Below are 26,162 nucleotides of genomic sequence, written 5' to 3' on the forward strand. Positions count from 1 at the left end.
CCCAGGCTGCATCCACCACCCAAAGACTCAACTCCCTGCGCTCGCCGAAGCCCCGGGCCCTCGCTTCACCGTGCGCGGCACTGACCTGTGCAACTGGCATCACTCCCGTTTCCCGATGGTCCTCGGCGACCTGGTGACGCTGATGAGCGAGCTCGAGCAGAAGGCGTACATCAAGGGCAGCGCAGGAGACAGCAACAGCCCCGTTCAGACCTCGGGACACTCCGACGTCGGGTCACTCTGGAACCCGGCCGCATCCGCCGCCCTGGCCGACATCGCGGACTGGGCCGGCTACCTCGCCCGCACCCTCGTCACCCAGCACCCGGACCGCGTGGTCATCGCCCCCGACTCCGATCCCCGAGTGGTCCTCGCGACCGTCGCCCGGTGGTACGGGCGCTGGTTCTCCGGATACCCCGGTCTCGGCGGCGACCTCCTTGCCGCGGCACAGGACCACCGCCACGAAGCGCTCCGAGCCTTGCAGGTCTCGCCAGTGCGCCGGGTCGGGATCCGCAATGCCTTCTGCCGTGAGCACCTGGAAGACACCGAGTACGGCGCGACCTACTGCATGGGGCAACTCGTCGCAACGCTGCGGCCGGAGGAAGACGCACGCCCCTCGCAGATCCTCTGCACCCTCAACCCGTCGCACGTGCAGCTCCCGCGTGACCGTTGGATCGAATACGCCGGACTCGGTGTCTGATGCCCGTGTACGTGGATGACATGTTCAAGAAGGCGACAGTGCCGAACGGGGCTCGCAAGGTTTCGGGGGAGTGGTGCCACATGCAAGCCGACACCCGCGAGGAGCTCGACGCGATGGCGGACTTGATCGGCCTACGCCGCTCCTGGATCCAGTACCCCGATGACGATGTGAAGCGACACTACGACGTCACCCGGCCTAGACGTGCGGCCGCGGTCGCCGCGGGTGCGATCGAGCTCGGCATGCTTGAGCTCGCGCGCAAGCGTGCACAGTGGCGCGCAGACCGAAGAGCGCGTGCATAGTGGCTGAGCTCAGGCAGGACGGGCAGCACAACTACTGGGTGCTCATCGACGTCGCGGCCGCGGCGATGCAGGTCAGCGTCCGCCGTGCACGTGAGCTCGCGAAGTCAGAGGAGTGGCGCACAGCCCCAGGTCAACGCCCGACGCAGTACCTCTTCGCCGACATCCGGCGCACCTACGAACACCGCAAACCCGACACGAATAATCGCGACACGCCGTCAACCTCCCAACACTGAGCATCCATTACTCGCACTATCAACACGTTGAATGGGTCTCCTGCACCCAGACGAAGCCTCGCCTCGGCGGGGCTTTCGTCGTTAACACTCCTCGAGCATCACCTTCGGGTGGCTGGTGCTCGAGTGATGACGGCGCTACGGGTGCGCTGTCTCGTGGCCGTGCCTGCTCCCACCGGTGAGTGCCGGGCAGACACGGCCACCCCTCACGCTCGGGAGCGTGACTGGCTCGGCCGACACACTGACGATGGACGTCTCCAGCGGCGATCGCCCAGCACGCTCCCGTAACCCGCCTCGATCTCGGTGGGCTGCGTCAACACCGCACCTATCCGGTGAAGGATCCGAGCTCCTCGCAACCGTCGGAACCAATCCGCCGGCGGACGGACACCTGCGCGGCCCACCACCCCATTCGACGGAGACCACGATGGCGCGGACGAACACTCGCCGCGACCACGCCCTACGCGACGCCTTCTTCCTCGAAGGCAAGCAGCTCGATGCCGATCCACAGACCAGACAACTGGCCAACTGCCACATCTGCAAGGAACGCATCGACTACGAGGCGACGCCTAACACGACGCCCGACAGCCACAACCTCGACCACTACTTCCCGGTGTCGACCCACCCGGACCTCCAGCAGGACCCGACCAACTTCCGGCACGCTCACATGCTCTGTAACCAATCGCGAGGGGCCAAGACCCCCGGTGGCGGGGGGCTCGGCGAGCACATCAATGACTGGTGGTGACACCGTCAAAGGAGACGCACTCATGACCGTCAGCACCACGCACATCACTCAGGCCCGCGCCGGAGCCAAGGTCGCCCTCGTCTCGGCCACATGGGAGGCCGCACGTGAGGACCTCGAGCGCGTTGCTGAGCTCGCACCCGACGCCAAGATCGCTCGCACGAACGGCGCCTACCTCGCATCCTTCCCGTCCGGCGGACTGATCCGACCCATCTCGGCACTCACCCAAGGCCGAGGCGCCCGAGGTCACGTCTACGACGCCGTCGACATCCACCCCGACGCTGTGACCGAAGAGCTGCTCGCTGAGTACGCACCGACGCTCTTGCCCACATTCGGCAAGATCACGATCGATGGGAAGCCGACCGGCTCGTGACCATGTGGTTGCCGGTCGTCGGCTACGAGGGCAGCTATGAGGTGTCGTCGGGTGGCTTGGTCCGATCTGTTCGATCTGGTCTAATCCGGAAGACACAGACGCACCGCGACGGCCACCTTCAGCTCGGCCTCTGCGCTCACGGCGTCAAGACGATGTGCTTCGTCCACACCCTCGTGCTCGAGGCGCACGTCGGCCCTCGTCCTTCGCCAGCTCATCAGGGTTGTCATCGCGACGGCGACCCGACGAACAACCGAGTCTCGAACCTGCGATGGGACACCGCTTCAGCCAACGCGTTCGACGCAGTGCGACACGGCCGCCACCCGCAGGCTCGCCGCACCGTCTGCCCCCTCGGGCACGAGCTCAGCCCAGAGAACACCCGAGTCCGTCCCAACGGGTGGAGAGAGTGCCTCAGGTGCCGCAGAGAGCACGATCGGGCTCGGTGGCACCGCAGATCAGCCAAAAATCCAGCCTCACCCTAGGAACCGGACAAGCGCCCGGAGGAGTGGTCCTCCCTCCCCGGGGTCTGGACCACTTTTTTCTGCGCAGGCGTAACACCTGGCGTAACTCTTCGAGTAGGTGAACACCGTGGCGACGAACAAGGAGAAGCGCCGCGCGTACATGCGGGAATACCGGGCGAGGAAGCGTCGCGAGGCCGCCGAGCCGACGCCGCCGAAACAGGCCGAGAACGTGTTACCACCGCCCACTGATTTCAAGAGGCCACCTCCGGGCCCTCACCGCAAGGCTGTGACGCGGATGCTGAAGTCGACCGGCCTTGCCCATGTGCCCGAAGAGGCGCCGTTGATCGAGCTGCTGCGCGATCTCGCCGACGAGATGGATCGCAACCCGAGCCCCCGCCTCACTACCCAGTACCGCGGCACGTTGAAAGACGTCCGCGCAGTGCTGAAGTATGCGCCCGGCCGCCCTCAATCGTCTCCGGAAACGAAGCCGAAGGCAGCGCCGGAGGAACCCGTCGACCCCGAAGAAGTCGAAGCGACGGTGAGCAGCCTCGCTGCCTTCCGGACAGCGCACGGAATTGGAGCCTAGGAGGGTCGATTGGCGAAGCAGTTCGGCCGCACAGAGCCCCGCTTGTGGACCAAGCCGCTGCGCGAGCTCACTCCCGAGACGTCCCTCGGCTTCGAAGTGATCGACTTCGCGGCCGTCGTGCTGGGCGTCGTGCTGTATCCGTGGCAGAAGTGGCTGCTCATTCACGCGCTCGAGCTGCTCCCGGATGGGCAGTATCGCTTCCGCAGGGTGATCGTCCTCGTCGCGAGGCAGCAGGGGAAGACCACACTCGCCTCGGTGCTCGCCACCTGGTGGCTCTACGTCGACTCAGCACGCCACCCCGACAAGACACCTCCCCTCAAGTTCAAGGTTGTCGGCGTCGCCCAGAACCTCGACATCGCCCGCGAGCCCTGGCAGGCCGTGAAGATGTGGTGCGACCCCGACCCGGACACCGCCGAGGAGGCCGAGCTCGCGATCTCCGCGCTGCAGGACGCGACCGCGAAGGTGTCAGACACCAACGGCAAGGAAGCGATCGTCGCGCGATCGCGCGCACATTACGAGATCCGCGCCGGCAAGAACGCTCGAGGCAAGCCCGCAGCTCGCGTCCTCATGGACGAGATGCGCGAGCAGAAAGACTGGGCGGTCTGGAACGCCGTCTCGCAGACCTCGAAGTCGTTCTGGAACGGGATGCTCGTCGGGTTCTCGAACGCCGGTGCCGCCGACGCGGTCGTGCTGCGACAGCAGCGCGACGCCGCGATCGCCGATATGGCCGACTTCGACGGCTACATCGCGGACGGAATCTCCTCCGCCGAGGAGTTCGCAAACACTCACGACGTCTCACTCGGCTTGTTCGAGTGGTCAGCCCCCGACGGCTGCGACAAGGACGACGTCGACGGGATTCTCCAGGCCAACCCATCCATCGGGCACGGGCCCATGACCGTGGCCTCAGCCCTCGCCGACATCCGCGGAATGACCGACGCCGGCTACCGCACCGAGGTGCTGTGCCAGTGGGTCACCGCAGTCGTCAACTCCTACATCGAAGTCAACGACTGGAAGGATCTGCACCGCGCAGTGAAAGCCGTGCAGCAGCGCATCGAGAAAGGATCGCGCACCGTCTGGGGCATCGACATGAGCCACGACCGCACAGTCACCTGGATCGCGGCCGCAGTCATGACCTCGGACGGCTTGCCCTTCGCGACTGTCCGAGTGAAGCGTGCCGGATGGGCATGGGTGAAACCGTTCTTCGACGACATCATCGCCAACGATGGGCCACGCGAGATCGCACTGCAGGCCAAAGGTTCACCATCAGTCGAGTTCATCGGGCCACTCAAAGAGGCAGGCATGACCGTCCACGAGCTCGAAGGTGCGCAGTTCGCCTTCGCCACAGCGCGACTACGGGACCACGTGCGCGACGAAACGATCGTCATCGTCGAGCAACCCGACGTCGACGTCGCCGTCGAGGGCGGCGTGACCATCGACTACGCCGAGAACCAAGCCTGGTCGCGGCGGCGATCTCTCCCCGTCGACATCGCGGGGCTCATTGCGATGACCGTCGCACTCTACGGCCTCGAGGTCCTCATGCCGCCACCAGCCGGATACATCCCGCCGCCGCCGCCGCCGGCGGAGCTCGTCACTCGAGGCCACACCGAACACACCGAGGTGAACCTGGCCTCGGCCGCGTTCTGAAAGGAGGAACCCCTTGCCCGAAGAGATCGGATATGTGACCGGAGGGCTGACACCGTGGGGCAAGTTCGGAGGCGAAACACACGAGCCGAACCCGGACCTTCAGTGGCCGAAGTCGCTCAACCTCTACGACCGGATGCGCAGCGAAGACTCGCAAGTCGGCTCGGTTCTCAGGGCTGTGACATCACCGATCCAGCAGGCCGACTGGGTCATCGATCCGGCGGGCGCACGGGACGAGGTCGTGGAGCAGATCGCCGCCGATCTCGGACTTCAGATCAAGGGACGCGACTTCCAGGCCCCCCTCCGAACACGTGGGCGATTCTCCTGGGAAGAGCACCTGCGCCTCGCGCTCCTGGAACTGGTCTTCGGCCACTCGGTATTCGAGCAGGTCTACAGGCTCGACGAGGCCAACAGATTTCGCCTTGTGAAGCTCGCATGGCGACCGCCCCGAACCATCGCCTCCTTCGATGTTGCGCGTGATGGCGGCCTCATCGGCGTCAAGCAGCACGGCGTCGAGAAGCCGATCCCGGTCGATCGCCTCGTCGTCTACGTGAACGAGCGTGAAGGGGCCAACTGGCTAGGCCGGTCGTTGCTCCGCACGGCCTACAAAAACTGGCTGCTCAAGGATCGACTCCTCCGTATCCAGGCACTGACCGCCGAGCGCAACGGGCTCGGCGTCGCGATCTACACCGCGGCTCCTCCGCACAAAGACGCTGGTCCCGAGCAATGGGACGCCTGGGTAAAGTCCGAGCTCGCCGCCGGACTGAAGATCGCGCAAGAGTCACGCGCCGGAGACACTGCCGGCGCATCGCTTCCGAACGGCGCGACGCTCAGCTTCGCCGGCGTGCAGGGCAATCTGCCCGACACCGACGCACCCATCCGCTATCACGACGAGCAGATCGCTCGAGCCGTCCTCGCACACTTCCTCAACCTCGGAACCGAGACAGGGTCGTGGGCACTGGGATCGACGTTCGCGAACTTCTTCACGAACTCGCTCAACGCCGTCGCGCAGCACATTGCAGACGTCACGCAGCAGCACGTGATCGAGGACATCGTCGACCGCAACTGGGGACCGACGGAGCCAGCCCCGCGCATCGTCCCGTCAATCATCGGCGCCGAGCACCCCGCTACAGCGGAGGCAATCAAGTCACTGATCGACTCCAAGGCGATCACACCTGACCCGAAGCTCGAGGCGCACATCCGCGGACTGTACGCGCTCCCCATCAAGGAGCAGACGGAGGACGATCCGAGCACCGTTCTCGATGACTCGGAGCGAGCTCTCGCTGCCGTGAACGCAGTCCAGAAGGTCTACCTCGGCGTCGGAATCGTCCTCACTCAAGACGAAGCACGAGAGCTCGTACGCCGCGCCGGCGCTGACCTCACCGGCTCCCTTCCCGCACCACCCACTCCGCCGACACAGGAGAGCGCATGAGAACCACACCGAACCCGACCAACCGGTACTGGGGAAACAACGCCCTACCGAAGACCAAGGCGGAGTTCTTCAACGCCGTGACGACCCCGCTCCCCGGTGGGGAAGGGACGATCGCGACCATCCGGATGTATGGCCCGATCGATTCCTGGGGCGGCTACTGGGGGATCTCGACGAAAGACATCGGCGAGGTGCTGGACGCTTTGCCGGATTCGGTCACGCAGATCATCCTTCGCATCAACTCCCCGGGTGGTGAGGTGTTCGAGGGCGTCTCGATCCTCAACATGCTGCGCGCTCACAAGGCCACGATCACCGCCGTGGTCGATGGTCTCGCTGCTTCAGCCGCATCGTTCATCGCCGCTGGCTGCGATGACACCGTGATGTCGCCCGGCACGCAGATGATGATCCACTCGCCGTCCGGATTCACCTGGGGGAACGCGGCCGAGCTTCGCAAGGATGCCGACGTGCTCGACAGCATCGAGGCGTCCATCGTCGAGATCTATACCGAGAAGGCCGGCGACCAGGGATGGACGGCGCTCCTCGCCGCCGAGACCTGGCTCACGGCAGCCGAGTCCGTCGAGCTTGGCATCGCAGACCGCATTGCGGTTATCCCCGATGCCGGCGAATCGACGACCGTCGGCGAAGAGGACCCGATCCTCATCCTCCCGATCGAGGTCGAAGACTCCGCCGAGGCAGTAGCCGCGGCCCGGGTCGCCCCGATCAGGGCCAAGGCAGCAGCCGCGGCCACCAACCTTCCGAGCTCGACCGAGCCGGATGAACCCAACCGAAAGGAGAACGCTGTGGCTTACAGCGATCTGACGGCGGGACTTCGTGAGCGGCTCGGCGTGAACAACGCCGCTGTCACCGACGACGAACTGCTCGAGGCCCTCGACGAGACTCTCGCCGAGCGGGCCGAACCCACCATCCCAGCCGCACCCGAGGGCACGGTCCTCGTCGACGCTGCCGTCTGGGAGGACGTCCAGGCGAAGGCACAGCTTGGCGCCGCCGCGCGCGCTGAGCAGGAGTCCACTCGCCGCGACGGCATCATCCGCGCAGCGATCGAGGAGGGCCGCATCAGCCCCGCAAACCAGGAGATCTGGCGCGCGCAGCTGGACAAGGACGAGACGGGCACCACCGCCCAGATCGCCACCCTCGCGAAGAACGCGACGCTCCTCGGCGAGATCGGTCGGTCCGACGAGATCGGCGACGCAGACACCGCGCTGTACTCCAACGTCTACCCCGCAGCCAAGAAGGAGTCCTGATCCATGTCTGACTACCTGCCTCTCTTCCGCCCCGGCACCACCGTCACCTTCGTCGTCACAGCCGCAGTCGTCGGTGGACAGCTCGTCCAGGTCGGCGCCGCCGATCGCTCCGTCGCACCCGCGGCCGCGGCATCCGTGAGTGTGGTCGGTGTGGCCGGCCACGACGCTGCCATCGGCGACAAGGTGACCGTCGAGGTCAACAAAGCCGTCCACGAGCTGACCGCGGTCGGCGACATCGTTCGCGGAACCCGCGTCGAAGCCGCCGCTGCCGGCGCTGTTCGCACCCTTGCCGCGGGCGCCGCCTTCGGTATCGCCATCTCCTCGGCCGCGGACGGTGCACCCGTCCAGGTCATTCAGCTCTGAGAAAGGGAGTCTGATGAAGACCTATCCATTCACCCCGAGCCAGGTGTCCGACGCTTCGGCGGCGGACCTGCTCGCGTTCATCCAGTCTCCGACTCTCGTGGCCGGACGCATGGCCGAGATCCTCGAGGCGCAGCAGTTCATCGGGCTGTTCCTGCTCTCGGGTCGCTACGTCATCCAGGGTGGTGCGATCGCGGTTCCGTCGAACGAAGTCGTCCGCACGCGTCGTGGTGCAGAGACCGTCGCGCCCGGTGCCGAGTACAAGCTCACCGCCATGGACCGTGAGCAGTACGAGATCTACACGTCGCAGAAGCAGGGCATCGCGACGGAGATCACGGACGAGGAGATCGGTCGCAGCCTGCGCCAGCCCCTCGACGACGCGTTCACCTACCTCCAGACGGAGCTGGTGTTCGACGCCAACGAGATCGCGCTCGGTGTCATCCAGTCGTCCATCACCAACGAGCTCGAGGCAAGCGCGCCCTGGACGAACGGGAAGCAGATCCTCCGGGACGCGCTCCGCATCCAGGCCTCCTCGCGTGCGCTGAAGCTCGGCTACTCGATCGACACCGTCGTGCTCAACGGGCTCGCCTACGCGGAGATCATGCCCGAGCTCCTCGACGTGCTCCCCGACAACGACACCAGCGCGATGACCGGCTCGTTCCCGACTATCGGCGGCATCACCTGGGTGTCGTCCGATGACGAGGACTTCAACGACCCGGTGTTCCTCGATCGCCGCGTCTTCGGAGGCATCGCTCGCGAGAGCATCCCGTCGCCCGAGTACGTGCAGGTCGGTGGCGACACCGGGGTGGAGATCGCCTCCATTCGCGAGCCGAAGGCGGACAAGACCCGCATCCAGGCCCGCAACCCGCACGTGCCCGTCGTCCGCAATCCGGGCGCCGGCTGGGTCCTCACCGGAACGGGGATCTGACCATGACGCTTCACATCGTGACGGCCGCGGTCGTCAAAGTCAGCGTAGGAGCGCCGCCGGCGAACCGCGTCGCCAACATCGTGCGCCGCGGCGGCATCGTCCCGGAAGGCGTCGACGAGAAGGTGCTCAAGAACCTCCTGAGCCGCGGTCTCATCGAGGTCCTCCCTGAACCCGAGCCCGTCGACGAGGACGCACTCGCGGCCGCTCGCCAGGCCGAGTTCGACGCCACGGTGCAAGCCGCGGCCGAGAAGCTCGTGACCGAGCAGCTCGCGCCGCATTTCGACCAGCGCGTGCTCGAAGAGGCACAGAAGCTCGAGGCCGCGCGCACCAGCGGAGGCACGACGCCGGCACCCGCAACGCCGGCCAAACCTGCCGCCGCCAAACCCACCACCAAGTGATCGAACAGGGGGCGATGAAGTGATCGACTATTCAGACATCAGCGAGGACGAAGACCTCGCTCGCCGTGTGATGGTGCGAGCACGCGTCATCGCCCCCTGTATCGACACGCTCGACGAGGACGGCACCAAGAACGCAATCGCCATCCTCAAAGGTGTCGTCGCCGAGATCCCCGCAGCGGGATCGCGGCGAGTTCGATCGAAGAGCCGAAATGGCACCTCGGTCAGGCTCGACACCATCAACTCCGCCTTCACAGCCGACGACATCACTGGCCTCCGGTCGCTCTGTGGCGCGGCGCCGGCGGGGCTTCCACTGGGGAGCTTCCCAAAGGCTCGCGCTTTCAAGCGCGTCTGGCCCGAAGAGGACTAATGATGAAGTGGGACAGGTTCTTCTACCCGCACACCGTCAGCATCCAGAACTACCGCCGCGGTGGCGGCATGGGGTCAGGGTTCGACGACCCCCGCGACGTCGCCGCTGAGGTGCGCGACGAGCAACGGCTCGTCCGGAACGCGGACGGCAAGGAGGTCGTGTCCTCCACTCAGGTCACGGTCCCCATCACGGAGACGGTGCCGCTTCAGTCGAAGGTCACCGTGTGGCCCGGGACTGCTCGGGAACGCACCGCGCAAGTGCTCGCCGTCGGCACGGACGACAACGGAGACGACATCGACCTCGACTCCTTCCTCGTGCTCTCTCTCACCTGATCGAAGGGATACGCGATGCAGCACACGCCGATCGCAGCACTCATCGAGCAGGCCACCAAGGAGGGGCTCCGCGAGGGAGGGAAGCAGACGCTGAAGCGTGCGCGCGAGCTCAGCCCATCTGATTCGGGAGACTCCGACCGTTCCGGCTTCTCGCTCGTGGACGACCTCACCATGCAGGTCGGGTTCCGGTCGCTCGTGTCTCGCCTGCAGCACGAGAACCTCGAGTACCAGCATCCCAACGGCGGTCAGCCGAAGTTCCTCGAGACCGCCGCCGCCGAGATCGACGTCACCGCGATCATCGCCGCGAAGGTGCGGTCGGCCCTTGGATGACGAGCAGCTCACCAAGACAATCTGCACGCTACTCGGCCGCATCCCTGGATGGGAGTGGCACGAGACGGCTGCGCCTTACGCTTCGACGTCGGTCGGTGTCTTCTACGGCCCGATCGACACCACGCCGCATCGCGCGGTTGGGGTCCGTGTGTACGGCACCACCGACGACAAGATCCAGCACCTCGGGTGGCGGCGTGTGCAACTCCGCCTCCGCGGCGGTGAAGGCGATCCCGCCGGCGCCGATCGTCTCGCGGACATCTCCTTCCAAGTGATGGTGTCCCTCCTCAATCGTCTGCCTGGCATCAGCGACGCCAGCCGGCAGTCAAGCGCCCCCTTGGGTGCCGACGAAAACCGTCGCGAAGAGCGCACGGAGAACTACCTCGTAATCCTCGACAACCAGGAGGCTCAGCAATGAACCAAGCAGTTCCACTTCCCGCCGGCTCGACGCTCGGAAAGAGTTTCGAATACGGCTGCGACATCAACCTCGGCACTTTCGCCGATCCGATCTGGCAGTCCTTCCGCCGCATCAGCGGCTTCCAGCCGACCCCGACCCCGCAGACGCAGGACGCGCAGACCTACGACGACCGCGGCGCGCCCAACAGCGACGTCACCGGGTGGAGCATGAACCTCGCGTTCATCGCACAGGTCAACCGCATCCTCTCGACCGGGCTGTACCTGCCCGAGGTCGAAGCGATCCTCGCGCGCACAGGCCCAGACTCGAAGGGCGAGCTCGCCGTCATCGAGGCCCGTTGGTATCACAAGCCCGAACTCGGCACCCCGAACCCCACGGACGCCGGCCAGGGTCTCTTCACCGTCGCCACGACCCGCCAGAACACCGGCCCCGCGGGCGAGATCGAGCAGCTCTCGATCACCCTCACCGGCAAGGGCAGCTACTCCAAGATCCCGAACCCGTTCACCGGGTGGGACGTCACAGCCCCGGTCGTGTCCTCGGTCACCCCGGAGGGTGCGAACGACGGTGCCCTCATCACGGTCAGCGGAAGCGGGCTCCTCGGAGCCACCTCGGTGACGATCGACGGCGCCGAGGTCCCGGAGTTCCTCGTCTTCAACGGCGCGTCCCTCGTGGCGCAGCTGCCCGTCGGCGATGCCGGCGCCGTGCCCGTCGTCGTGACCACGCCGGGCGGCACGTCGTCCGCCTTCACCTACACTCGCGGGGCCTGAGACGGTGGGCGCCGTCGATTTCTCGGAGTGGGCGGCGCCCGCCCTCGAGCTTCCTTTCGAGGGACGCATCTACAGGGTGCAGCCCCCGACCGTGGAGGGTGCGAAGAAGGTGCTCGCCGCGGCGGTCCGTGGGGAGGTGAAGCTCGGCCTCGTGGCAGGAGAAGTCCCGCCCGAGGTCGAAGCGATCCTCGCCACGATCAAACCGGGCGAGCACCCCGCACTCGGTCGCGCGTACCAGCAGATGGCCGACGACGGGGTGCCGGCGGTGACGATCGACCGGATGGCGTACTACGCGACGTTCTTCTGGGCGCGCGGCCGCGAGTACGCCGACCGACTCGCTGTCATCCTGTTCGCGCCCCGCGAGCTACCCACGGACGCAGAAGAGGGTGGCGATGCCGACCCAAAAGTCTGATCACCGCGGAGGACTGGGCGCCCTACGGAATCGGTGAGCCTGACGCAGACGGATGGTATCCGGACTACCGGCCCGTCCCGCAGCATCTGAAGCCCGCCGCGCCGACCCAGACACCGGCAGGTGCGGGCGATGTCCAGCTCGACGGGTCCCTGCTCGCGCTCGTGAGCAACTGGCGACTCGTCGTCGCCGAGCTCGCGCAGCGGGGCATCGACCTGTACGACCCGGTCATCCTCGCCCGCCCCTGGCCCGGCATCAGGACGGTGATCTTCAGCCTGTACGACGACTCGACTCGATTGCGCGCCGCGCTGACCCGGAGGTAACTCATGGCACTCCGGACCGCCGAACTCGAGATGCTTTTCACGGCCAACATCGACCAGGTCGAGAAGGCCGACAAGTACGTCAAGAGCACGGCCGAGCGCATCGAAAAGAAGCCGATCAAGGCGACCGTCGCGGTTGACTCCAAGGACGCCCTCGCCGGCATGGCCCGGATCGAGGATGGTGCGAAGTCATTCGGGCAGGTCTTCGACCGGGTCTCCGCAGCCGCGAAGAAGCCGATCAGCCAACTCGCTCGCGACTTCCTCGAGTCCGAGCGAGCGACGAAGCAGAGCGCGGCGGAGATCGAGTCCGTCCTCGTAAAGTCCTACGGCGTTGGACAGAAGGCCGCGGCCGAGCTCGCCGCCGCATCGAAGACCAACTTCGCCGAGATCACCGCGGCCGCGAAGAAGCTCTCGTCGACCGACGTGCAGGTTGAGGTCGACGTCGACACGGTCGACGCGATCGCGGGAATGGAGCGCGTCGAGGCCGCAGCACGCAAGCTGGTTTCGGAGAACACCGCCCTCAAGCTCGATGCTGACATCAGCCGCGCCGAGAAGAACCTCGAGCGCGCCACTCAGCGTCTCGCGGACCTCGAGGTTCGTGCGCTCGGTGGCATCGACGTCACCGCTGACGTGCGCCGGGCGGAAGCGAACCTGTCCAGGATCGACCGGACCCTCGCCGGCCTGCAGTCTGCCCGCACACAGATCGAGGTTGACGCCGACCCGACCCAGGCCGAGTCACGGCTCAGCCGGTTCTTCTCCCGGTTTCGCAGCGACGCCACGGCGGCGGGCGACGCCGGCGGACGATCGTTCTCGGAAGGGCTGGACTCCGCTACCCGTGGTGCAGGGGAGAAGGTCGGCGACGTCGTCGGTGGCGACATCGAGGGCTCCCTCATCGCGGCCCTCACGGCGATCCCGATCGCTGGCGGAATCATCCTCGGTGGTGTCGCGATCGGCAAGGCCATCACCGGCGCCATCCAGGACGGGCTCTCGCAGGAGGTCGGCTTCGACCGCCTACAGGGACTCACCGGGATCAGCGAAGCCGACGCACTGCGCCTTGGCCGCGCCGCCGGCGAAGCGTATGCGAACAACTTCGGCTCGTCGATTGAGTCCAACATGGACATCACCCGGCTCGCGCTGCAGTTCGACATCATCGACGCGGACAGCACCACTCGCGACGCGCAGCGCGTCGTAGAGGGACTGGGCGGTATCGCCGACGTCCTCGGTGAGGACGTCTCTCGCGCCGCAACGGCCGTCACGATTCTCATGCGCACGGGCCTCGCCCGCAGCGCCGAGGAGGCATACGACATCCTCGCGTCCGGTGCTCGCGAGGGACTGAACCGCAACGAGGACCTCCTCGACACCCTCACGGAGTATCCGGTCGTGCTCGAGCGCCTCGGCCTCAGCAGCAAGGACACCCTCGGTCTCCTCAACCAGGGGCTCGAGGCCGGCGCCCGGAACACCGACGTCGTCGCCGACTCGCTCAAAGAGTTCCAGATCCGCTCAACCGACGCGTCCGAAGCCAGCGCCGCCGGCTACGAGCGCATCGGATTGAACGCCGAGGAGATGACCGCCAAGATCGCCGCCGGAGGCGAGGGCGCCCGCGAGGGACTGCAGCAGGTCCTCGACGGGCTGCGGAACCTCGACGATCCGGTGCAACGCAACGCGGCCGCCGTCGAGCTCTTCGGAACAAAAGCCGAGGACCTCGGAGACGCGCTCTTCGCTCTCGACCTCACCACCGCGGCCGGCCAGTTCAACGACCTCGAGGGCTCCGCCCGTCGGATGTTCGACACCCTCGCAGACAACGACGCCACCAAGATCCAGGGCGCTCAGCGGAACATCGAGATCGCGGCCGACGGCATCAAGGGTGCCCTTGCCGCCGCGTTCTCGGAGCCGCTGCAGGAGGCTGCCGACTTCGTGTCACAGAACCGTGGACCTGTCCTGCAGTTCCTGCTCGACATGGCCAACGGTGCTCTCGACTTCGGGGTCACCATGGTCGACGCGGCCGCGGACGGAGCGATCGCGCTCGGCGAGTTCATCGCCGGGCCAGGAGCCGACATGCTGCAGCTCGTCGCGAACCTCCAGAAGTACGTGAACCCGTTCGCCGACACCAGCGAGCTCGACGACATGATCGCCGAGATGCGCGAGTTCGACGACACTACAGCTGGCGCCGCCGAGCGCATGCGTGACGATCTCGGGTCCGGCATCGAGTCCGCCCGCGAGCGGCTCAACGAGTTCGGCGACGGAGCAGTGGCCGTCGCCTTCCTCAACGATGCGTCACTGCGTCTCGCGGAGTCCCTCGCCCAGGTGGGGGTCGACGCCGAGGGTGCAGCGATCTCCCTTGACGGTGTCGACACCGCGAATCTGCGCTCATCGGAATCCGGCCGGATCCTCGAGGCGCAGATTCGCGCGTCCGTTGGCGCCCTCGGTGAGGAGCTCAACGCCGCATCCGCGGCTGGGGAAGGGCAGGCGGCCCTCGCTGAGCGGTACGACGCCGGCACCCAGGCTCTGGTCGCGCAGCTCGTGCAGATGGGGCTGACGGAGAAGCAGGCACGCTCCCTCATCGAGACGGTGCTGGACACCCCGTCGGATGCGTCGACCGAGTTCTCGTCGAACGCTCCGGGGGAGCGGGGCAAGGTGCAGGCTCTCGCAGACCGCATCGTGACCCTTCCCGACGGTTCGGTGTACATCAACGCGAACACCGCGGATGCCAGCGCGAGGCTCGCTCAGTTTGTGCGGGATCTGAACAACATCCCGGGTCGCCGCGACGTCATCATCAACCAGGTGGTGCAGCAGACTGGCGCAGCCCGCGGGGCGGTCGCGTCGGCGTACCAGGCCCTGGGTGGCGTGATGGAGTTCTACGCCAACGGTGGCATGCGCGGCCTGACGCCGATGGCCCCGGTCGCTCAGGTTGTGCCGGCGTCGACGTGGCGGGTGGTGGGGGACCGGGGCGATGTTCCCGAGTCCTACATCCCGCTCGACGGCTCCGCGCGCTCGATGGCGATCCTGCTCGAGACGATGCGCCGCATGGGTGTGACGCCGATGTCGGAGGGAGGAATCACTCGCACCGACAACGGGCCGCGCACCACGGTGTCGATGGTCAACAACATCACTGCACCGCCCGACGAAGACCTTCGTGTCTTCGCCCGCTACTTCGGACGTGAAGTAGCAGAACAACTGCCGTGGAGGTGATCTGCTCGTGACCACCGCCGAGATCGGAGGGCTGACCTTCCAGGGGACGAGGCAACCGAACGGGTTGCACTTCCGTCGCATCATCGACTGGGACAGCCTCCCGGAGTCGAAGAACCAGGAAGAGGACCGGCCCAACGATCACGGCAGCTTCGGCGGCGGGGAAGACTTCCGCCGCGGCGCGACTACATCGATCGAGGGGTGGTTCCAGGGCGAGGACCGCGAAGAGGCGCTCCTCGCCCGCCGGCAGATTCTCGGCGCCTTGCAGGGGCAGGACCGCCGCATCACGGTGACGGACGAGCTCGGCCCGACGAGCCGTGACGTGTCGGTCCGACGGGTGACTCTGGGCGACATCTTCGGGTTCCGGTTCGAGATCTCTGTCGACATGTTCGCCAAGGACCCGCGACGCTACGGACCCGAGGTCCCCGAGTCCACAGGTATTCCGGTGGCCGGCGGCGGGTTGCAGTGGCAGGTCGGATCGTCGGGCACCTTCGGCGGATCCGGGTTCTTCGGTGGCGACACCATCTTCGGTGGGTCAGACACCGGGTCCGCCGGTCTGGTGTGGCCGATCACCTGGGAGTCCGGAGGTTCCGACGGCCGCATCACGGTCGAGAACGACGGCAACGCGGACACCTACTCGCTCCTCGAGATCACAGGTGGCCTCGAGGACGGCTTCTCCGCTGTCGAGGTCGGCACCGGCCGCGAGATCCGCTTCGAACGGTTCATCGACTCAGCCTCCACCGTCTACCTCAACCCGCGCACGGGCGCGGCGTACATCGACGAACCCGGCAACGACGTCTCCGGCTACCTCACCCGGGCGGACTGGTTCTCCATCCCGCCCGGCGGCACCTCTGTCATCCAGTTCTTCCCCCTCGGGACCGTAACCGGAACACCAACACTCACAGCACGCACCGCACCCGCGTTCTGGTGAAAGGACCACGATGGCACTCAAACTGAGCTTCCCCGCACCCACCGGTGTCGGCATCAGCTCCGCCGACTCACGCGCGGCACTGTCGGGACTGTTCGCCCGCGACGTCGACGGGGTGCCCCGCGCGGGTCTGTTCCCGCCCGCTGGAGCGATCGTCACCGCTCGGGCATCGATGGGTGTCAACGTCGCCTCGTTCGACGCTCTGCTCGTCAGGGCAGGACTCCCGGCCGCGTTCACCAACGACGGCACCATCGTCGTCCCCATCGGAGCAGCACCCGGCGCGAACTTCCGCTACCACATCGTCTACGTCAAGCAGAACGAGACGCAGTCTCCCTTCACCGACACGAACGACGAGCCGGTCTGCACCTTCGTGGCAGGCGCCGCTTCCGCGACACCCAACCTCGCCGCAGCGATCGCCCTCGTCCCCGCCGGCGGGCTGCCCCTCGCAGCCGTGCTCCTCCCCGCCGGGGCACTCACGACCCAGTCGGCCGGCGTGACCATCACCCCGCTGTTTCAGTACGCAGCAATGCAGGGGTCCCCGGTGCACTTCCGAACCCGCGCCGAGATGGATGCGTGGGAGGACGCCGCACCATCACAGCGCGCCTACGTCATCGACACCCAGATGACCTACGAGTACGGTGCCGCGCTCACCGGCTCGCCCGCCGGGTGGTATCCGATCCCCGGATCCCTCATCCGCGGCCGCGCCCGCCGCACTCTCCGCTGGGACAAAAGCGACGGCTCAGCACGCGCAGCCGTGCCCCTCGCACTCGACGCAGGCTTCAGCCGCGGCGGAGTGACGGCCACGGGAACTGACGGGCTCATCGTGCCGTACACCGGCGAGTACGAAGTCGTCGGCCGATGGAACTGGCAATCGAACGGTGACGGTTCGCGACTCTGCTCCTTCTTCATCGACGGTGTCGAGGTCGCACCTGGCGTCCGCAGCGCACATCGTGCAGCCCTCGCGGTCGGGCACTACGACCACGTCGCCGAGACGGTGACGCTGAACGAAGGCCAGAGGATCACGCTCGGGGCGGCGCAAACATCCGGCGGCACGATCGGTCTCGAGCCGGAGTCCACCGACATTCGAGTGTTCTGGAAGGGACGCGGCTGATGCTCCACCACAATCACGTGGTTCCGACCCGATGACGGAGGTCGTCGTCGGCGACCTCCGAACCGGCCGACGATGGCAGACAGTTCCCCACGTCACCTGCCGGTGGGCTCAGCGCCGCAACCAGCCCGAGACCCTCTCCGCGGTCATCCCGATACGCGAGCCCGTCGTTCAGCGGCTCGACATGCGAAACACCGCGACGGAGGGGAAGTCCTACCTCGGCATCATCGAGGCCGACGACACCTTCCCCGCCGCCGGCCCCATGCTCGAGCCGAGCTACGACCGCGACCGAGGTCTCCTGACCCTCACCGCAGTCGGCATGGGCTCCTGGTTCAACGGACTCCCCGTGCTCCCGCCGCTCGCCGACACCATCAACCCGGCGCAGTTCGTCGTGCCGGATCCCACCGACAGCTCAGCGACCATCCCGAACCCGGCGCTCGCGACGTCGTTCACCGATCTGTCGTTCGGCTCCATCGTCCGCGGCCTCATCGCGCAGTGGATGGCATGGCCCGGGGGAGAGCTTCCGATCGTGCTGCCCGACGTCGTGCCGGGAACGCACGAGCTCACGATCGAGGGCATCGACTTCAAGGAGATCTGGGACGCGATCGCCGATATCACGAAACAGGATGACGGCATCGACGTCGCCCTGATCCCTCGTCGTGTCGCTGACCGTCTCGGCGTCGAGTGGGTGCTCCGAACCGGAACCAACGAGCAACCCCGCTTCCGGTCGGAGACCATCCACCGGTGGGACTTGACCGTCTCGCAGGAGTCGGTGCGCGCCTTGAAAGTGGAGTCGAACGCCGCTTCGATGGCGTCGACCGCGTTCTTCACAGGCGGCCGCTCCGCAGACGTCGCCCTCGTCGAACGAGCCAACGACCCCTACCTCACCGACCTCGGCTACCCCCGACGCATCATGGTCGACAGCAGCCACAGCACCGTCGAGAAGCGGGCGACACTTCGCGCGCACGCGAACGAGGCGGTCAAGCTCGGCCGAGTCGCCTCGCGGTTCTGGTCCTTCCAGGTCCGGAAGGACGGCAACCCCCGATTCGGTGAATACCAGATCGGCGACCTCTGCCAGCTCCTGGTGAAGGACGACCCCTACATCCCCGACAGCGGCCACAAGGGCTACCTGCGCGAGATCGCCGCGATGTCTGGCGATCAAGGCCCGTGGGTCACCATCACCACTTCGGAGGCGTTCGATGGGTAGCCGCACACCAGAAGGCGACGGGCTCGCCAAGCTCCTGAAACTCGTCGCAGACCACGGCAGGCGCCTCTCCACACTCGAGTCGCCTACCGGAACCTCAGTCAGGTCACTCGTCGACCAGGTCAAGAATGCGCTCGCGAACATCACCACCACGGTGATCGCCGCGATCAGCGAGCTGTCCTACACCAAGGCCGAGATCAACGCGCGCATCGCCTCCACACCGGGGTCGGTCGACGTCAACGGCCAGCTCGCCGTCGAGGACGACCTCACCGTGTTCGGTGGCATCGACTCCGCCGGCACGATCAGGTCGGACGCGAGCATGATCGCGGACGGCAACGTCTCTGCAGGCGGGAACGTGACGTCCGGCGGGAACGTGACGGCACCAGGAGAGGGCGCCTTCACCTCCGGCATCAAGTCGATCGGCGCACGCAACTTCGTCGCCGGCACCGACCGTGCCGGCGCCTGGCTGCAAGGCGACGGCCAGCTCGGTATCGCGCCGTCGTCGCGACGATTCAAGACGGACATCGACACCTGGGCGCCGACCGACATCGACCGCCTCCTGAGCCTCCGCGCGGTGATGTTCCGATACGACCCGGAGAAGTTCCCCAACCAGGAGATCGACCCCGCCGCCCCGATGGAAGTCGGGTTCATCGCCGAGGAACTCGTCGACGCCGGCTTCCCCGAGTTCGTCTTCTTCCGAGACGGCGAAGTGCAGGGCATCAACTACGACCGCCTGGTCGTCGCCCTGCTCGAGCTCGCCCGCTGGCAACAAGTCGAAGTCGCCCGGCAGCACACCAACCACGAGGACCGTCTCAAGAAGCTTGAGGCGGCCATCATCCGAGTGAGGATCTGATCGCCATGCTGCAGCTCGAAGAGTTCTCGCCCGGTAAGTCCGGCCAGGTCGACGCCGTGCGGTCGCTCAAGCGCGCGCAAGCTGACTGCCTCGCCGCGGTCGGGTCGACGTTCTACATCAACCCGTGGCAAGACTTCGTTCGCTCGGTCGCGACTCAGGTTGCGCTCCTGGAGGCGAACTACTTCCGCTCGAAGTACGGGACTGTCTGGTGGGACGGGACGTGGTGGACCAAGTACTCGTGGGGCGTCGTCGTCGCCACGCCCGGCGCTTCCGACCATCAACGAGGCATCGCCGCCGACATCAGCTTCGACACCGCCGCCGCCCGCACGTGGTTCCGCGCGAATTGCTGGCGCTACCAGTGGACCAACGACGGCGACAACTTCGGCGAGGACTGGCACAAGAAATACATCGGACCGACCACGACGATCGCGTCGATCATCGCCGCAGTCTCGAACATCTTCAAGCCCAAACCCAAGCGCGTTTACAAGCACCAGGAGGACGACATGCTTCTATTCAACATCGGAAAGTCGAGGGGCGGGAGCGGCTTCTACATCGCCGGAATCAACGACGCCGAGGGCATCACTCAGTCCGAGGCGACCGCGATCGCGCGCGCCGCGTCGGGGACCGGGAAGCCGAAGTACAAGGACGGCACCGACGTCTTCCGCAAGATCAGCCCATCTCTCGGGATCCAGATCATCGAGGGCGTCAAGCGTCGCCGCACCCGCTGGTACAAAGCTCAGGCGCGCGCGACCGGCCGCGAGGTCGACGCGAACTTCGACGACATCAACCGTGATCTCGACGAACTGATCCGCGAGATCCGAGACAGCTCGATCGTCGACGAGTGATGCGGGATCGGGGGATCCCGCGTCCATCCGTCGAGGTGTCCTACACCTCGCTCATCACGACCTACGTGTTCCTCATCGGCTACGCGGTCACGGCGGCTGTTGTGTCGCTGCCCTCGCTCGAGCAGGTGTTCTCGTCGACCCTGGTGTCTGTCATCTCCTCGATCATCGCGGCGCTCGGTTTCGTCGCCATCGCCGGGGTACTGCGGACGAGACGGAATCCGCAGAAGCCAATGCTCGAGATCGTGTCCACCTACCTCTTCTATCTCTTCCTGGTTGCCTATCCGATCGTCATCATCATTCGCACGCTCGACGACGGCGAGATCTCAAGGCTCCCCTACGCGTGGATCACAGTGGCCGCCTGCCCCGTGCCGTACTCACGTGTTCGGCGATTGGCGGGGAAGATACCGAAACGGGGTGGCGCTTGAACGACACAGCGATACAGGCGATCGTCGTCGCGACAATCACCGGACTCCTCGGTCTCGTGGGGATCTACTTCACGAAGAAGCTCCGGCCTCTCACATCGGAGGAGGCCCTCTTCGCTCGGCTGGAGAAGCTGACGAAGGAGATCTACGGCGACCCGGACGACGAGAAGAAGGTCGGTCTCATCGTCCGGATGGAGGCGTCCGAACGTCGGGACGCCACCAAGGGGCGCATAATCCGCCAGCTTGTCCGGCAGTGGCCGACCGGTGACGTGCCTCGTCTCGACCCGTCGGACCTTGCCGAGCTCGACGAGGACACCATTCCGCTTGACCATCCGTGGCGCATCAAGCCTGCTCGCCCGACCAGCTAGGAGTTCACCATGCCGCGCGATTTCGAGATTCCCGTAGTTGGCAGCACGCTCGGTGCGGCCGCGCCGTTGATCGTCGCGGCCCTCGAGAACCTGCAAACAGTGCCCACCGCGGGCGAACTATCGACCACCATTGACGCCATCGTGGAGACCGCTCTTGAGGGCTTCTCGGGTGGCGGGTTGGTCATCATCGAGCACGGGGCGAACGCCTCGGAGCCGCGCCTCGACAGTACTGGCGAAACCTTCACCGCCCCCGCCCTGTGGGTCGGCACTGTCGCCCCCGGCAACCGTGCGCCGGGAGACTTCTACTTCACCGCCACATCCGCGCCAGTAGCGGTCCTCGTGTGGTCCGAAACCGTTCCCATAGACGGTGCGCTCGGGTCAACCGAGACTGGCGGGCTCGCATGGAACGTCGTTGGCACCGGGTATACCGGCACGAAGACCGGCGGCACCATCAAGTTCGCGTCGGGCACCTCGTCGGTCGGCATCATTTACGTCAACGACGGCCAGGCGAACGTCGTCTACCGAGCGAAGATCACCACAAAGGGCGCAAGCAACCAGGCGGGCATAGTCGCCCGGTTCGTCGACTTCTCCAATCACGTCGCGATCAACCGAGTGTCGTCCACGGATGGCACCTACCGCATCGTCAAGCGCATCGCGAACACCTACACCACCGTTGCGACGCTCACCGGGCATCTCATGGCAGACGGTGACACGTTCGAGATCACCACCCTCGCTGACGGGACATTCATCGTGAATCTCAACGGAGCTGAGGTGTACTCCGGCAACATACCCGAGTACGCGACCGCGACCGCACGCGGCGTGTTCTGCGGCGCGTCTGCCGCCGTTGCGGAAATGGCCTACGACGACCTCTCGTCAACGACGGTGATCTAGTGACCGACCTCCTGCACACGATTACAGCGGGGCAATCACTGTCCCTCGGGTCTCAGGGCACACCCTCGCTCTCGACGGTCTCCGAGATCGACAATGCCTGGCTTGTCGCCGCAGACGGCACCACCGCAGTGCCGCTCAAGTCGTCCACGCAGCAAGCCCCCCACCTGTCGATGGGCTACAGGCTCGGAGCATCACGACCCGCGCAGCGCCAGGGGTTCTCCACTCACGGCCTCGGCGGGCAGAGCTTGCAGCAACTCGCGAAGGGCGGCGCATCCGGCAGATACGAACAGTCCATCGCCGCGGTGCAAGCCGCCCACGACGTTGAGGTCGCAGCATCCCGCACCTACGCGGTCGAGGCGATCCACTGGATTCAGGGCGAGGCCGACCAGACATTCGACGTGTCGACCGCGGCGTACCTCGCAGGGCTGACGGCTCTGGTCGGCGACTACATCGCCGACATCGGTGCGATCACCGGGCAGTCGATCATCCCGTTCATCGGCTCGCAGACGGCGACGTGGGCGTACTACAACCAGCCCGCCCGCATCGGCCTCGCGCAACTTGAGGCCGCACGCACCCTCCCTGGTGTCTACCTTGTCGGCGGGCAATACCAGTTCCCCTACGCCGACCGGCTGCACCTCACGAACGTCGGCTACTACCGACTGGGTGAGCTCCACGCCCGCGCGCAGCAGCGCGTCATCGACACGGGCGACTGGCCGACGTTCGCGCCCGTCGAGTACACGGTGACCCCCAGCTACATCGACGTTCGCTACGACGTGCCGACAGGGTCGCTCGAGTTCGACACCACCATTGTGTCGGCACAGCCCGACATGGGCTTCTCCCTCGCGAACACCGAGGCGAACATCACAGCCGTGTCGATCATCAACACCGACACGGTGCGCCTCGCCCTGTCACAGCCAATCACCGAACCGGTCGCGCAGGTCGGGTACGGGGTCGCCTATGACAACACCTCAGTGGGCCTAGGTAACCTCTGCGACAGCACAACCACAACGAGCGTTCACGACGGGACGAGGATCGCCAACTGGGCGCTGCACTCACTCGACACCCTCGACGTGCCCAATCCCTTCGCCTACGAGGTAAGCGCCATGTACTTTGTCGGTCCAGCGGGGAAGCTATACCCGGTAACGCCGTAGCTCAGATCGGGTTGTTTTGCTGATACTCGGCAGCGTGAGCCTCGGAGCAGTAGACCTGAATGGGGGGCACCCGAAACTCGGTTGCGGCGATCACCTTCACGCCGCACTCAGCGCAGTGTGTCGCCATCTTGCCGAGCAGCAGCGTCTTGAGGTTCACTCTGCGAGCGTATCCGTTCGGGCGACACGCCACGTCCCCCCCTTTCGGGGACCACCGAACCGGTCGTAACGATCCCAGATAGTCCCATCAGGCCCACCCGCAACCCCGCGGGTGGGCCTTCGTCATACCCCCAAGGAGAAACCATGAGCACCGCAGCATCCGCCCTCTGGGCATCCATCGTCCGCACCATCGTTCCCACGATCGTCGGTGCGGTCATCGCGTTCTTCGTCGGCCGCGGCATCACGCTCGACTCCGAGTTCGAGGTCGCGTTCACGACGCTCCTCAACGTCGGCTTCGCCGCGATCTACTACATCGCTGTCCGTCTGCTCGAGACCTACGTCGCACCCAAGCTCGGGTGGCTCCTCGGTCTCGCGAAGACGCCCGCGGTATACACGGCTGACTCGCCCGCGAACCCCGACCACTCGACCCCTGGTGGTGGCACTCCTCTGATCGGCCGATGATGGGCGACGACGACCTCGAGTACGAGGTGCCCGTCGACCCGTCGGACGAGCTCAACTGCGAGGCATGCCAGTGAGCGCGCCGCGGCCGAACACGTGCGCCGAGCCTGGCGCGTACGGTGCTCACTGCACAGAACACGTCACGCATCGTCGATCGCACTACGACGCGGGCGACCACGTGATGTGGTGGGGCGACTGGAAAGAGGACACCCCGCCCAGCGGCGCCTACCATGGAACCATGGCTGACACCCCGAGATCGGGCAGGATGAGCGACAGCACACGGCTGCTTCTTGCCTACGGTGGAATCGCAGTTCTCCTCGCCGGGTGCCTCGCATTCGGGGCATGGTTCTGGGGCGGCATCGTCGGCTCCGCATTCTTCTAGTTAGACGCACGAAGCCCCCGCGGCCCCTCACCTCGAGGCGTCCGCGGGGGCTTCTCTGCGTTTAACTCCCGAGGTACCTTGGTCGATCCTCCTGATAGCGGGTCCACTCTTCAGCGGTGCGTGCCGGCGAGAACTGCTGCAGATCCACAGTCGTCTTCGGACTGAACTTCACGGCCATGTCTGCGAGCTCGAGCGTCCGCACCCACCCGATGAGCTCACGATCCTCCGACCGCGGTGCCCACCGGCCGATGCGCCACCACACCTCTCGGTGCTCCCCGAACTCGAACCGGCGGATGATCGCCGCGGGTTGGCGTTGCGAGTCTCGGATGATGACCCACTCGCACTCCGAGATCTGGAGAGGCGGCCATGGTGGCTGCCATCGGGTGATCTGCATTGGTTGCTCCTCGTGTGGACGAAGCAGCCGGCCCTGCACGGATGATGCTACGTGAGGTGTGCGACCTTGCAGCTGGGGCACCAGTAATAGGGGTGCTCGGTGTTGCCGATCAGGTCGAGACGGGTGAGGCAGCGCTCGCAGTTGGGTGTCTCGATGCCGTCCTCAGTCATCTGTGCACGTGTCTCCGACGACCTGGAGGGAGTCGTTGAGCGCCTCGTAGTCGATATCGATCTCGGACCCGCCACCGTCGACGCGATCGCGCACCGCAGCGAGCTCGCCCGCGGCACGGGCGAGGGCCGCCGCAAGCTCACCGTTGGCGGTGTCCGCGGCGTTGGTGAATCGGTCGACCACGGGATCGACGTCCTCGGTGGCGACCGAGGTTGGATCATCGGTGAAGTCGAAGAACAGATCGACCGCGTCTTCGTAGGCGCCGCCCTCGAGGAACGCGCACGTCTCAGCGTTGGCGTCGGGTGCCGCCGTCGAGGAGGTGCTGCAGCCAGCCAGCACAGCCACGCTGGCGACGACAGTGAGTGCAGTGCGTCTCATGGGTTGACCATAGATGCGCGTCATGCGGCGAAGCGGCCGTCGTAGGACGGCTCGTTCCCTGGCCGGAAGATGCGGTCGACGTCGTGCGGGTTCGCGATCGCACTCACGAACGCGGTGCCCTCCGCTGCACGCCTCACGGCATCCATCCCGACGTGGAGGTAGCGCTGCGTGGTCGCCAGTGACGAGTGCCCCAGGAGCAGCTGAACCGCGCGGAGGTCGTTGGTCGACCGGTAGGCCGCGGTCGCGCCGGCGTGCCGCAGCGAGTGTGGGTTCGTCCCGGTCCTCGTGGTGATCTTCCGGCCGATAGTCGATACGTGCTGTGCACCGCCGTAGCGGCCGGGGAAGTAGTAGCCGACACCTTGCTGCCGTTCGAGCGTGAGCAGCACGCCCATGAGGTGGTCGTTGATCGGGACGAGTCGCTGCTTCTCGCCCTTGCCGGTGACGCGGAGAGTGTCACCCTCACGGTGCTTCGTGTGCAGGTGAGTGATCTCGGACAGGCGGAGGCATGCAAGCCGCCCGAGGAGGATCATTGCTTGCTCGTCGACCGGCGCCGTCAGGAGCGCCAACTGCACGACGTCGTCCTTCGCGATCCTCGGCACGGTCGCCGGCACCCGCACCGATCGGAGAGCGGCCGCCGGATTCGTGCTGATCCGCCCGGTCGCGTGGGCCCACCCATAGAAGGAGCGGAACGCACTCCGCAGCGCCTTCCTCGACTCCGCCGCCAGCGAGGTGCGCCGATCCGCGAGGTACTCCTCGAGGTCGACGGTCGTCACATCCAAGAGGCTCGGATGTGTTCTTGCGAGCAGCCTTATGCGGCCGACGTACATCGCCGCGGTGCTGGTCCCCCGACCAGCAGACAACAGGTGATTGCTGTATTCCTTCATGGTTGGTCCCCCCATATTGGTCAGCAACAGTGCTGGGTCCCTGACCATAGG

General features: G+C 66.1%; 37 protein-coding genes. 32 read left to right on the forward strand and 5 right to left on the reverse strand.

Annotated features, from left to right (window positions below):
• Nucleotides 1-115 precede the first annotated feature (115 nt).
• From ACLHIH_RS03185 to ACLHIH_RS03330, 30 genes are all read left to right on the forward strand, one after another.
• Entirely contained in the window at nucleotides 116-694 is a 579-nt protein-coding gene (locus ACLHIH_RS03185; protein WP_411315259.1) for a hypothetical protein, read from the forward strand.
• Nucleotides 694-993, forward strand: a complete 300-nt coding sequence (locus ACLHIH_RS03190) for a DUF4031 domain-containing protein (RefSeq protein ID WP_411315260.1) — start codon at nucleotides 694-696, stop codon at nucleotides 991-993. The genes ACLHIH_RS03185 and ACLHIH_RS03190 overlap by 1 nt, the downstream gene beginning before the upstream one ends.
• Nucleotides 993-1,226 carry a hypothetical protein gene (locus ACLHIH_RS03195; protein WP_411315261.1) on the forward strand — a complete coding sequence of 78 codons (234 nt, stop codon included), beginning with the start codon at nucleotides 993-995 and terminating at the stop codon, nucleotides 1,224-1,226. The genes ACLHIH_RS03190 and ACLHIH_RS03195 overlap by 1 nt, the downstream gene beginning before the upstream one ends.
• A 421-nt stretch (nucleotides 1,227-1,647) precedes the next feature.
• Complete coding sequence (locus ACLHIH_RS03200) at nucleotides 1,648-1,965, forward strand: hypothetical protein (protein WP_411315262.1); 318 nt, start codon at nucleotides 1,648-1,650, stop codon at nucleotides 1,963-1,965.
• Nucleotides 1,966-1,987: 22 nt separating this feature from the next.
• On the forward strand, nucleotides 1,988-2,335 hold the full coding sequence (locus ACLHIH_RS03205) for a hypothetical protein (protein ID WP_411315263.1): 348 nt from the start codon (nucleotides 1,988-1,990) through the stop codon (nucleotides 2,333-2,335).
• Between the two features lie 2 nt (nucleotides 2,336-2,337).
• On the forward strand, nucleotides 2,338-2,814 hold the full coding sequence (locus ACLHIH_RS03210) for an NUMOD4 motif-containing HNH endonuclease (protein ID WP_411316301.1): 477 nt from the start codon (nucleotides 2,338-2,340) through the stop codon (nucleotides 2,812-2,814).
• A gap of 106 nt (nucleotides 2,815-2,920) precedes the next feature.
• Nucleotides 2,921-3,379 carry a hypothetical protein gene (locus ACLHIH_RS03215; protein WP_411315264.1) on the forward strand — a complete coding sequence of 153 codons (459 nt, stop codon included), beginning with the start codon at nucleotides 2,921-2,923 and terminating at the stop codon, nucleotides 3,377-3,379.
• Between the two features lie 9 nt (nucleotides 3,380-3,388).
• The gene (locus tag ACLHIH_RS03220; protein WP_411315265.1) at nucleotides 3,389-5,023 is read left to right on the forward strand and encodes a hypothetical protein; all 1,635 of its coding nucleotides are present in this window, start codon (nucleotides 3,389-3,391) and stop codon (nucleotides 5,021-5,023) included.
• Nucleotides 5,024-5,036: 13 nt separating this feature from the next.
• Nucleotides 5,037-6,452, forward strand: coding sequence for a hypothetical protein (locus ACLHIH_RS03225; protein ID WP_411315266.1), 1,416 nt, complete (start codon nucleotides 5,037-5,039; stop codon nucleotides 6,450-6,452).
• The gene (locus tag ACLHIH_RS03230; protein ID WP_411315267.1) at nucleotides 6,449-7,711 is read left to right on the forward strand and encodes a head maturation protease, ClpP-related; all 1,263 of its coding nucleotides are present in this window, start codon (nucleotides 6,449-6,451) and stop codon (nucleotides 7,709-7,711) included. The genes ACLHIH_RS03225 and ACLHIH_RS03230 overlap by 4 nt, the downstream gene beginning before the upstream one ends.
• A 3-nt stretch (nucleotides 7,712-7,714) precedes the next feature.
• Nucleotides 7,715-8,074: a capsid cement protein gene (locus ACLHIH_RS03235; protein WP_411315268.1), complete on the forward strand. Its 360-nt coding sequence runs from the start codon at nucleotides 7,715-7,717 to the stop codon at nucleotides 8,072-8,074.
• A 13-nt stretch (nucleotides 8,075-8,087) separates the two neighbouring features.
• Nucleotides 8,088-8,999, forward strand: a complete 912-nt coding sequence (locus ACLHIH_RS03240; protein ID WP_411315269.1) for a hypothetical protein — start codon at nucleotides 8,088-8,090, stop codon at nucleotides 8,997-8,999.
• Nucleotides 9,000-9,001: 2 nt separating this feature from the next.
• A complete protein-coding gene (locus ACLHIH_RS03245; protein WP_411315270.1) occupies nucleotides 9,002-9,397 on the forward strand; it encodes a hypothetical protein in 396 nt (131 codons plus the stop codon).
• A gap of 19 nt (nucleotides 9,398-9,416) precedes the next feature.
• A complete protein-coding gene (locus tag ACLHIH_RS03250; protein ID WP_411315271.1) occupies nucleotides 9,417-9,764 on the forward strand; it encodes a hypothetical protein in 348 nt (115 codons plus the stop codon).
• Nucleotides 9,764-10,096, forward strand: coding sequence for a hypothetical protein (locus ACLHIH_RS03255; RefSeq protein ID WP_411315272.1), 333 nt, complete (start codon nucleotides 9,764-9,766; stop codon nucleotides 10,094-10,096). The genes ACLHIH_RS03250 and ACLHIH_RS03255 overlap by 1 nt, the downstream gene beginning before the upstream one ends.
• 15 nt (nucleotides 10,097-10,111) lie before the next feature.
• Complete coding sequence (locus ACLHIH_RS03260; protein ID WP_411315273.1) at nucleotides 10,112-10,426, forward strand: hypothetical protein; 315 nt, start codon at nucleotides 10,112-10,114, stop codon at nucleotides 10,424-10,426.
• Nucleotides 10,419-10,841, forward strand: coding sequence for a minor capsid protein (locus tag ACLHIH_RS03265; protein ID WP_411315274.1), 423 nt, complete (start codon nucleotides 10,419-10,421; stop codon nucleotides 10,839-10,841). Before ACLHIH_RS03260 ends, ACLHIH_RS03265 begins: the two co-directional genes overlap by 8 nt.
• Nucleotides 10,838-11,605, forward strand: a complete 768-nt coding sequence (locus ACLHIH_RS03270; protein WP_411315275.1) for a phage tail tube protein — start codon at nucleotides 10,838-10,840, stop codon at nucleotides 11,603-11,605. The genes ACLHIH_RS03265 and ACLHIH_RS03270 overlap by 4 nt, the downstream gene beginning before the upstream one ends.
• Before the next feature lie 4 nt (nucleotides 11,606-11,609).
• On the forward strand, nucleotides 11,610-12,017 hold the full coding sequence (locus ACLHIH_RS03275; RefSeq protein ID WP_411315276.1) for a hypothetical protein: 408 nt from the start codon (nucleotides 11,610-11,612) through the stop codon (nucleotides 12,015-12,017).
• Nucleotides 12,018-12,178: 161 nt separating this feature from the next.
• Nucleotides 12,179-12,337, forward strand: a complete 159-nt coding sequence (locus tag ACLHIH_RS03280; protein WP_411315277.1) for a hypothetical protein — start codon at nucleotides 12,179-12,181, stop codon at nucleotides 12,335-12,337.
• A 3-nt stretch (nucleotides 12,338-12,340) separates the two neighbouring features.
• Nucleotides 12,341-15,523: a phage tail tape measure protein gene (locus ACLHIH_RS03285; protein WP_411315278.1), complete on the forward strand. Its 3,183-nt coding sequence runs from the start codon at nucleotides 12,341-12,343 to the stop codon at nucleotides 15,521-15,523.
• 7 nt (nucleotides 15,524-15,530) lie between these two features.
• The gene (locus tag ACLHIH_RS03290; RefSeq protein ID WP_411315279.1) at nucleotides 15,531-16,451 is read left to right on the forward strand and encodes a hypothetical protein; all 921 of its coding nucleotides are present in this window, start codon (nucleotides 15,531-15,533) and stop codon (nucleotides 16,449-16,451) included.
• Nucleotides 16,452-16,461: 10 nt separating this feature from the next.
• Nucleotides 16,462-17,559 (forward strand): hypothetical protein, encoded by a 1,098-nt coding sequence (locus tag ACLHIH_RS03295; RefSeq protein ID WP_411315280.1) that lies wholly within the window; start codon nucleotides 16,462-16,464, stop codon nucleotides 17,557-17,559.
• A gap of 31 nt (nucleotides 17,560-17,590) precedes the next feature.
• The gene (locus tag ACLHIH_RS03300; protein WP_411315281.1) at nucleotides 17,591-18,763 is read left to right on the forward strand and encodes a hypothetical protein; all 1,173 of its coding nucleotides are present in this window, start codon (nucleotides 17,591-17,593) and stop codon (nucleotides 18,761-18,763) included.
• Entirely contained in the window at nucleotides 18,756-19,613 is an 858-nt protein-coding gene (locus ACLHIH_RS03305) for a tail fiber domain-containing protein (protein ID WP_411315282.1), read from the forward strand. The genes ACLHIH_RS03300 and ACLHIH_RS03305 overlap by 8 nt, the downstream gene beginning before the upstream one ends.
• A 5-nt stretch (nucleotides 19,614-19,618) precedes the next feature.
• On the forward strand, nucleotides 19,619-20,458 hold the full coding sequence (locus ACLHIH_RS03310; protein ID WP_411315283.1) for a hypothetical protein: 840 nt from the start codon (nucleotides 19,619-19,621) through the stop codon (nucleotides 20,456-20,458).
• Complete coding sequence (locus tag ACLHIH_RS03315; protein ID WP_411315284.1) at nucleotides 20,455-20,883, forward strand: hypothetical protein; 429 nt, start codon at nucleotides 20,455-20,457, stop codon at nucleotides 20,881-20,883. Before ACLHIH_RS03310 ends, ACLHIH_RS03315 begins: the two co-directional genes overlap by 4 nt.
• Nucleotides 20,880-21,248: a hypothetical protein gene (locus ACLHIH_RS03320; RefSeq protein ID WP_411315285.1), complete on the forward strand. Its 369-nt coding sequence runs from the start codon at nucleotides 20,880-20,882 to the stop codon at nucleotides 21,246-21,248. Before ACLHIH_RS03315 ends, ACLHIH_RS03320 begins: the two co-directional genes overlap by 4 nt.
• A gap of 9 nt (nucleotides 21,249-21,257) precedes the next feature.
• Nucleotides 21,258-22,139, forward strand: a complete 882-nt coding sequence (locus ACLHIH_RS03325) for a hypothetical protein (RefSeq protein WP_411315286.1) — start codon at nucleotides 21,258-21,260, stop codon at nucleotides 22,137-22,139.
• Nucleotides 22,139-23,290 carry a sialate O-acetylesterase gene (locus tag ACLHIH_RS03330; RefSeq protein WP_411315287.1) on the forward strand — a complete coding sequence of 384 codons (1,152 nt, stop codon included), beginning with the start codon at nucleotides 22,139-22,141 and terminating at the stop codon, nucleotides 23,288-23,290. Before ACLHIH_RS03325 ends, ACLHIH_RS03330 begins: the two co-directional genes overlap by 1 nt.
• Nucleotide 23,291: 1 nt before the next feature.
• On the opposite strand, the gene ACLHIH_RS03335 is transcribed toward ACLHIH_RS03330, so the two are convergent.
• The gene (locus tag ACLHIH_RS03335) at nucleotides 23,292-23,447 is read right to left on the reverse strand and encodes a hypothetical protein (RefSeq protein ID WP_411315288.1); all 156 of its coding nucleotides are present in this window, start codon (nucleotides 23,445-23,447) and stop codon (nucleotides 23,292-23,294) included.
• A 143-nt stretch (nucleotides 23,448-23,590) separates the two neighbouring features.
• Here ACLHIH_RS03335 and ACLHIH_RS03340 point away from each other — a divergent pair, with 143 nt between their 5' ends.
• Together ACLHIH_RS03340 and ACLHIH_RS03345 are read left to right on the forward strand one after the other, a co-directional pair.
• On the forward strand, nucleotides 23,591-23,908 hold the full coding sequence (locus ACLHIH_RS03340) for a hypothetical protein (protein WP_411315289.1): 318 nt from the start codon (nucleotides 23,591-23,593) through the stop codon (nucleotides 23,906-23,908).
• Nucleotides 23,909-24,143: 235 nt separating this feature from the next.
• Entirely contained in the window at nucleotides 24,144-24,287 is a 144-nt protein-coding gene (locus tag ACLHIH_RS03345) for a hypothetical protein (RefSeq protein WP_411315290.1), read from the forward strand.
• Nucleotides 24,288-24,348: 61 nt separating this feature from the next.
• Here the strand turns inward: ACLHIH_RS03345 and ACLHIH_RS03350 are convergent, their stop codons facing one another.
• The 4 genes from ACLHIH_RS03350 to ACLHIH_RS03365 are packed head-to-tail and all read right to left on the reverse strand — an operon-like array spanning nucleotide 24,349 to nucleotide 26,111.
• Entirely contained in the window at nucleotides 24,349-24,681 is a 333-nt protein-coding gene (locus ACLHIH_RS03350) for a hypothetical protein (RefSeq protein WP_411315291.1), read from the reverse strand.
• Nucleotides 24,682-24,728: 47 nt separating this feature from the next.
• Nucleotides 24,729-24,851, reverse strand: coding sequence for a hypothetical protein (locus ACLHIH_RS03355; RefSeq protein WP_411315292.1), 123 nt, complete (start codon nucleotides 24,849-24,851; stop codon nucleotides 24,729-24,731).
• Entirely contained in the window at nucleotides 24,844-25,227 is a 384-nt protein-coding gene (locus ACLHIH_RS03360; RefSeq protein ID WP_411315293.1) for a hypothetical protein, read from the reverse strand. Before ACLHIH_RS03360 ends, ACLHIH_RS03355 begins: the two co-directional genes overlap by 8 nt.
• Nucleotides 25,228-25,247: 20 nt before the next feature.
• Nucleotides 25,248-26,111 (reverse strand): tyrosine-type recombinase/integrase, encoded by an 864-nt coding sequence (locus ACLHIH_RS03365; RefSeq protein ID WP_411315294.1) that lies wholly within the window; start codon nucleotides 26,109-26,111, stop codon nucleotides 25,248-25,250.
• Between the last annotated feature and the right edge of the window lie 51 nt (nucleotides 26,112-26,162).

The sequence above is a fragment of the Marisediminicola sp. LYQ134 genome (assembly GCF_046599635.1).
Taxonomy (GTDB): Bacteria; Actinomycetota; Actinomycetes; order Actinomycetales; family Microbacteriaceae; genus Marisediminicola.

Coding starts and splice junctions, on each gene's coding strand:
- ACLHIH_RS03185 (WP_411315259.1), top strand. CDS start 116: ATGGTCCTCGGCGACCTGGTGACGCTGATGAGCGAGCTCGAGCAGAAG.
- ACLHIH_RS03190 (WP_411315260.1), top strand. CDS start 694: ATGCCCGTGTACGTGGATGACATGTTCAAGAAGGCGACAGTGCCGAAC.
- ACLHIH_RS03200 (WP_411315262.1), top strand. CDS start 1,648: ATGGCGCGGACGAACACTCGCCGCGACCACGCCCTACGCGACGCCTTC.
- ACLHIH_RS03205 (WP_411315263.1), top strand. CDS start 1,988: ATGACCGTCAGCACCACGCACATCACTCAGGCCCGCGCCGGAGCCAAG.
- ACLHIH_RS03210 (WP_411316301.1), top strand. CDS start 2,338: ATGTGGTTGCCGGTCGTCGGCTACGAGGGCAGCTATGAGGTGTCGTCG.
- ACLHIH_RS03230 (WP_411315267.1), top strand. CDS start 6,449: ATGAGAACCACACCGAACCCGACCAACCGGTACTGGGGAAACAACGCC.
- ACLHIH_RS03235 (WP_411315268.1), top strand. CDS start 7,715: ATGTCTGACTACCTGCCTCTCTTCCGCCCCGGCACCACCGTCACCTTC.
- ACLHIH_RS03240 (WP_411315269.1), top strand. CDS start 8,088: ATGAAGACCTATCCATTCACCCCGAGCCAGGTGTCCGACGCTTCGGCG.
- ACLHIH_RS03245 (WP_411315270.1), top strand. CDS start 9,002: ATGACGCTTCACATCGTGACGGCCGCGGTCGTCAAAGTCAGCGTAGGA.
- ACLHIH_RS03255 (WP_411315272.1), top strand. CDS start 9,764: ATGATGAAGTGGGACAGGTTCTTCTACCCGCACACCGTCAGCATCCAG.
- ACLHIH_RS03260 (WP_411315273.1), top strand. CDS start 10,112: ATGCAGCACACGCCGATCGCAGCACTCATCGAGCAGGCCACCAAGGAG.
- ACLHIH_RS03270 (WP_411315275.1), top strand. CDS start 10,838: ATGAACCAAGCAGTTCCACTTCCCGCCGGCTCGACGCTCGGAAAGAGT.
- ACLHIH_RS03285 (WP_411315278.1), top strand. CDS start 12,341: ATGGCACTCCGGACCGCCGAACTCGAGATGCTTTTCACGGCCAACATC.
- ACLHIH_RS03295 (WP_411315280.1), top strand. CDS start 16,462: ATGGCACTCAAACTGAGCTTCCCCGCACCCACCGGTGTCGGCATCAGC.
- ACLHIH_RS03300 (WP_411315281.1), top strand. CDS start 17,591: ATGACGGAGGTCGTCGTCGGCGACCTCCGAACCGGCCGACGATGGCAG.
- ACLHIH_RS03305 (WP_411315282.1), top strand. CDS start 18,756: ATGGGTAGCCGCACACCAGAAGGCGACGGGCTCGCCAAGCTCCTGAAA.
- ACLHIH_RS03310 (WP_411315283.1), top strand. CDS start 19,619: ATGCTGCAGCTCGAAGAGTTCTCGCCCGGTAAGTCCGGCCAGGTCGAC.
- ACLHIH_RS03325 (WP_411315286.1), top strand. CDS start 21,258: ATGCCGCGCGATTTCGAGATTCCCGTAGTTGGCAGCACGCTCGGTGCG.
- ACLHIH_RS03340 (WP_411315289.1), top strand. CDS start 23,591: ATGAGCACCGCAGCATCCGCCCTCTGGGCATCCATCGTCCGCACCATC.
- ACLHIH_RS03345 (WP_411315290.1), top strand. CDS start 24,144: ATGGCTGACACCCCGAGATCGGGCAGGATGAGCGACAGCACACGGCTG.
- ACLHIH_RS03350 (WP_411315291.1), bottom strand. CDS start 24,681: ATGCAGATCACCCGATGGCAGCCACCATGGCCGCCTCTCCAGATCTCG.
- ACLHIH_RS03355 (WP_411315292.1), bottom strand. CDS start 24,851: ATGACTGAGGACGGCATCGAGACACCCAACTGCGAGCGCTGCCTCACC.
- ACLHIH_RS03360 (WP_411315293.1), bottom strand. CDS start 25,227: ATGAGACGCACTGCACTCACTGTCGTCGCCAGCGTGGCTGTGCTGGCT.
- ACLHIH_RS03365 (WP_411315294.1), bottom strand. CDS start 26,111: ATGAAGGAATACAGCAATCACCTGTTGTCTGCTGGTCGGGGGACCAGC.